This window comes from Ideonella azotifigens, assembly GCF_006519715.1.
In the GTDB taxonomy this organism is placed as follows: Bacteria; Pseudomonadota; Gammaproteobacteria; order Burkholderiales; family Burkholderiaceae_C; genus Ideonella; species Ideonella azotifigens.
The window spans coordinates 1-5647 of record NZ_VIDT01000357.1 but is presented as its reverse complement, the minus strand read 5'-3'; the positions used below and the strand labels follow the sequence as shown (position 1 = coordinate 5647).

The 5647-nt window shown below is 67.1% G+C and carries 3 protein-coding genes; 2 read left to right on the top strand and 1 reads right to left on the bottom strand.

All coding sequences use genetic code 11. The features are described 5' to 3' along the window. The coding region (locus FKP22_RS19205; RefSeq protein WP_141289318.1) for an efflux RND transporter periplasmic adaptor subunit at positions 1-991 on the top strand (991 nt) is incomplete at its 5' end. 3 nt (positions 992-994) lie between these two features. Then, positions 995-4207: an efflux RND transporter permease subunit gene (locus FKP22_RS19200; protein WP_141289317.1), complete on the top strand. Its 3213-nt coding sequence runs from the start codon at positions 995-997 to the stop codon at positions 4205-4207. A gap of 86 nt (positions 4208-4293) precedes the next feature. Here the strand turns inward: FKP22_RS19200 and aroC are convergent, their stop codons facing one another. Then, the gene (gene aroC / locus FKP22_RS19195; RefSeq protein WP_141289316.1) at positions 4294-5388 is read right to left on the bottom strand and encodes a chorismate synthase; all 1095 of its coding nucleotides are present in this window, start codon (positions 5386-5388) and stop codon (positions 4294-4296) included. Positions 5389-5647 lie beyond the last annotated feature (259 nt).

Genomic DNA, 5647 nt, shown 5'->3' with positions numbered 1-5647 from the left:
CCGCACCGGTACCCAGGCCTCCGGCGCGGTCATCACCGGATCGGTCGAGCCCGAACGCAAGGCCGACCTGCGCGCCGAAGTGGCCGCCGTCGTGCTGCAGGTGGTGCGCGACAACGGCGAACAGGTCAAGCGTGGCGACCTGCTGGTCCGGCTGGACGACACCTCCATCCGCGACGGCCTGCGGTCGGCCGAAGAAGCCGAGCGCGCGGCCAACCAGAGCTTCGAGCAGGCCGAGCGCCAGTACCAGCGCCTGAAGACGCTGCAGGCCCAGGGCATGAGTTCGATCCAGGCGGCCGAGGACGCCGAGATTCGCCGCAACAATTCACAAAGCGACCGCGTGGCGGCCAACTCCCGCGTGGTCACCGCCCGCCAGCAGTTGCAGCGCACCGAGGTGCGGGCGCCGTTCGACGGCGTGGTCAGCGACCGCAAGGTCTCGGCCGGCGACACGGCCCAGATCGGCAAGGAGCTGATCAAGGTGATCGACCCGGCGAGCATGCGCTTCGAGGGCCTGGTCTCGGCCGACCGGGTGCACGAACTGCAGCCCGGCCAGCAGGTCGTCTTCCGCATCAACGGCTACCCGGGCGTGGACTTCCAGGGCAAGGTGCGCCGCGTGGACGCCTCGGCCAATGCCACCACCCGCCAGGTGGAGGTGCTGGTGGCACTCACCGGCGACAAGCAGCCGCGTGTGGCCGGGCTGTATGCCGAGGGTCGGGTGCTGACCGGCGAAAGTGCCGCGTTGATGCTGCCGGAAGCCTCGCTGGTGCGCGAAGGCGATGCCACCAGCGTCTGGCGTGTGCGCAACAACACGCTGGCCAAGGTGCCGGTGAAGGTTGGCCAGCGCGACGTGCGCAGCGGCGAATACCCGGTGGCTTCCGGCCTTGCCGACGGCGACGAGGTCCTGCGCCACCCCGGCTCTACGCTGGTCAACGGCCAGAAGGTGGAGCGTGCGGCGGCGGCCGCGTCCACCGCTTCGCAACCCAGCAAGGGGTGACCGATGTTTCTTTCCGACTTCAGCATCAAGCGGCCGATCGCGACCATCGTCATCATCATCAGCCTGATGGCGATGGGGCTGATGGCCCTGAAGCAACTGCGCGTCAACCAGATGCCGGACGTGGAGCCGCCGGTGCTGGTGATCAGCATCGACTACCCCGGCGCCTCGCCGGACACGGTAGAGCGCGAAATCATCAACCGCATCGAGAAGGCGCTGCAAAGCATCAGCGGCGTCAAGGAAGTTCGCTCCACGGCGAATGAGAGTTCGGCGCAGATCGTCATCGAATTCGAGTTCACCAAGAACCTGATCGAAGCCTCCGACGAGGTGCGCAACGCGATTGCCACGGTGCGCTACAAGCTGCCCTCCGAAATGCGCGAGCCGGTGCTGGAGCGGGTGGACCCCGGCGCCCAGCCCATCATGCAGATGGCCCTGTCGTCATCCACGATGACGCATGCCCAGATCTCGCAGCTGGCGGACGACGACCTGGCGGACCGCTTCCGCGGCGTGTCCGGCGTGGCGGTGGTGGAGATCAATGGCGGGCTGCAGCGCGAGCTGTCGGTGCTGCTGCATGCCGAGAAGCTGCGCGAGTTCAATGTCTCGGTGGCCGACGTCGTCAACGCGCTGCGGGTGCAGAACGCCACCGCGCCGGTCGGCAAGGTGCGCGGCACGCTGGAAGACCAGAGCATCCGGCTGGTCGGCCGCATCGAGTCACCGGCCGGCTTCGAGCAGGTCGTCATCAAGCGCAGCGCGGACCAGACGGTGCGCCTGGGCCAGGTGGCCGAGATCAACGACGGCTTTGCCGAGCTGGTGACCCACTCAATGCGAAACGGCCGCAACAACGTCGGCATCTCGGTCACCCGCGCACGGGACTCGAGCACCGTGGGCGTGGCCAACGAAGTGCGCAAGCTGGTGGGCGAGATCAACAAGACCCTGCCCGAAGGCACCAAGCTCGAAGTGACACAGGACGGCGGCAAGGACGCGGAGAACAGCCTGAACAACGTCGTTCACGCGCTGATCTTCGGCGCCGGCCTGACCATCTTCGTGGTCTACATGTTCCTGAACTCCTGGCGCTCGACGCTGATCACCGCGCTCAGCCTGCCGACCTCGGTGATCGCCGCCTTCATCGCCGTCTGGCTGTGCGGCTTCACGCTGAACTTCATGAGCCTGCTGGGCCTGTCGCTGGCCATCGGGGTGTTGATCGATGATGCGATCGTGGTGCGCGAGAACATCGTGCGCCACATGGAAATGGGCGAGGACAGGCGCACCGCGGCGCTGAACGGCACGGCCGAGATCGGCCTGGCGGTCGCCGCGACCACGTTTTCCATCGTCGCCGTCTTCGTGCCGGTGGCTTTCATGCCGGGCATCTCGGGCCAGTGGTTCCGCCCGTTCGGCTTGACGGTCGTCGCCTCGGTGATCGTCAGCCTGTTCATCTCGTTCACGCTGGACCCGATGCTGTCGGCCTTCTGGGGCGACCCGCCCGGACACCATGACGCGCCCAAGCGTGGCATCAGCAAGGTGTTGGCCAGCTTCAACCACTGGTTCGACCACCAGGCCAGCCGCTACGGCAAGGTCATCGACTGGGCCTTGCACCACCGCGCGTGGATCTATTTCCTGGCGCTGCTGACCCTGGTGGCGTCGCTGGGGCTTTTCAGCAAGTTCGGCGGCTCCAGCTTCCTGCCCACGGGCGACTGGGGCACGCTCGCCATCCAGGTGCGCACGCCCCCCAGCAGCAGCCTCGAATACTCGCGGCTGAAGCTGGAGGCTGCAGCCGAGCTGGCGCGCAGCATGCCGGAGACCAAGGCGACCAACAGCTACATCAACGTCAATGGCGGCCGCATCTACGTGGACATCGGCAAGAGCACCGAGCGCAAGCGCTCGGGCGTCGAGGTTGCCGAGGAACTGCGCAAGAAGGTGGCGCGCCTGGTCGGTGCTGAATACGTGGTGCTGGAAGACCTGAACAACGGCGCGCAAAAGCCGGTGCAGATCCGCTTCCATGGCGCCGATTCGCGCACGCTGCAAAGCATCACCAGCGACTTCATGGACAAGCTGCACGGCGTGCCCGGCGCAGTGGACATCGGGCTGTCGGAGCAGGATCCGCAGAACGAACTGAAGATCGAGCTGGACCGTGGTCTGGCCAACCAGCTGGGCATTTCGGTCAACGACGCGGCGCAGGCGCTGCGGGTCGCGTTTGCCGGTGTGGAGGTGGGCGACTGGGTGGACCCGACAGGCGAAACCCGCGATGTCGCGGTGCGCCTGCACCCCAACGACCGGGTGGACGCCAGCAACATCGAGCGCCTGCCGGTGGCCGTGGGCAACAGCAGCATGGTGGTGCCGCTGGACCAGATCGCGACGATCTCGACCGGCAAGGGCCCGTCGCAGATCCAGCACTCGGACACCAAGCGCATGATGGCCGTCACGGCCAATGCACAAGGCCGTTCGTCCGGCGAAGTCACGGCCGACGCGTTGAAGCTGGCCAAGTCCATCACCTTCCCCAATGGCTACGGCCTGGAACTGGCCGGTGCCTCCAAGGACCAGCAGGAAGTGTTCTCGCGCATGCTGTTCGCGCTGATCATGGGCATTGCGCTGATGTACCTGGTGCTGGTGATCCAGTTCGGTTCGTTCACCGCGCCGATCCCGGTGATGCTGTCGCTGCCGGGCACCTCCATCGGCGTGGTGCTGGCACTGCTGCTGTCGCACAGCACGCTGAACCTGATGAGCTTCATCGGCATCATCATGCTGGTCGGCCTGGTGGCGAAAAATGCCATCCTGCTGCTGGACGCCGCGCGGGCGCGCGAAGCCGAAGGCATGGCCCGCGAGGATGCACTGCACATTGCCGGCCAGCGGCGGCTGCGGCCCATCCTGATGACCACTTTCGCGCTGATCGCCGGCATGCTGCCGGTGGCCATCGGGGTCGGCGAAGGCGGCGAGTTCTACCGGCCGATGGCCGTGGCCATCATCGGCGGCACCATCACCTCGACCTTCCTGACGCTGCTGGTCGTGCCCTGCCTGTACGACACCATCGAGCTGAAGACGGCCAACGCCGGACTGAAGTTCCATGCGCGGGCGGCTCGCTGGCCGGTCATCTTTGCCGGCATCGTGACCTTCCTGGAGACTCTGGCGACCCTGACCTGGCTGCGCTTCAGCTGGCGCTGCCTGGTGTGGGTGTTCCATCGCATCACCGGGCCGAAGACGGTCGACTACCGCCAACCGGTCTGAAGCACGCAGGCCATGGCGGCCTGCCCTCCAAACGCAAAACGGCGCCTGGATCAGGCGCCGTTTTTTCTGGCCGGTCGCCCCCGAGTTCAGCCGCGGGCGATGTCCGGTGTGGCGACGTGCACGTCGCCACACTGCGCGCGGTGGCGCATGACGTGGTCGATCAGCACCAGCGCCAGCAGCGCCTCGGCAATCGGCGTGGTGCGGATGCCGACGCAAGGATCGTGGCGGCCGAAGGTCTCGACAGTGGCCGGCGTGCCGGCCAGGTCGATCGAGCGGCGCGGCGTGCGGATCGAACTGGTCGGCTTGATCGCCAGGTTCACCGTGATGTCCTGCCCGGTGGAGATGCCACCCAGCACGCCGCCGGCATGGTTGCTGGCAAAGCCTTCGGGCGTCAGCTCGTCGCCATGCTCGCTGCCGCGTTGGCGCACGCTGTCGAAACCGGCACCGACCTCAACGCCCTTGACCGCGTTAAGCCCCATCATCGCGTGGGCAATGTCCGCATCGAGCCGGTCATACAGCGGCTCGCCCAGGCCCACCGGCACGCCGCTGGCTTCCACATACAGCCGCGCGCCGACCGAGTCGCCCGACTTGCGCAGCGCGTCCATGTAGGCCTCCAGCTCGGCCGTCTTGCTCGCGGTGGCAGCGAAAAACGGGTTCTGGTCGACCTGGGTCCAGTCGTCGCGCGGAATGTCGATCTCGCCAATCGCCGTCATGCAGCCGCGCAGCGACACACCATGCTGTTCGGCCAGCCATTTGCGGGCCACCGCGCCGGCGGCCACGGTCGGTGCCGTCAAGCGGGCCGAGCTGCGGCCACCGCCCCGCGGGTCGCGGATGCCGTACTTGTGCCAATAGGTGTAGTCGGCATGGCCGGGGCGGAAGGTCTGGGCGATGTTGCCGTAGTCCTTGCTGCGCTGGTCGGTGTTGCGGATCAACAGGCAGATCGGCGTGCCAGTGGTCCGGCCTTCGTACACGCCTGAGAGGATTTCCACCGCATCGGCCTCGTTGCGCTGGGTGACGTGGCGCGAGGTGCCCGGGCGGCGGCGATCCAGCTCGGGCTGGATGTCGGCCTCGGACAGCAGCATGCCAGGCGGGCAGCCGTCGATCACGCAGCCAATGGCCGGGCCGTGGCTTTCGCCGAAATTGGTGACACGGAAGAGTTCGCCGAGGGTGCTGCCGGACATGCGAAGGTCGTGGCCGGCCAGCAGGCCCGCACACGATGCAAGGTGGGGAAAGGCCTCGATTTTACGGGCCAGGCCCGCCTGCAGCCGGCTTCAGCGTGAAACAGCACCGGTTTTCGCCGCCGGCTCGGCCCATTGCCCTGGACCGAACTCGGCGAAAGTGTTGCCATCCCGATGCTTCGCGTGCGTCCGTCCTTGCTCATGCCTGTTTCCGCCCTGCCCCACCTCCTTTCGCGCCGCCTGCTGGCCGCCGCCGGGAGCG

What these genes read in the sequence shown, in the direction of transcription:
- FKP22_RS19200 (WP_141289317.1), top strand. Translation starts at nt 995, where the DNA reads ATGTTTCTTTCCGACTTCAGCATCAAGCGGCCGATCGCGACCATCGTC.
- aroC (WP_141289316.1), bottom strand. Translation starts at nt 5,388, where the DNA reads ATGTCCGGCAGCACCCTCGGCGAACTCTTCCGTGTCACCAATTTCGGC.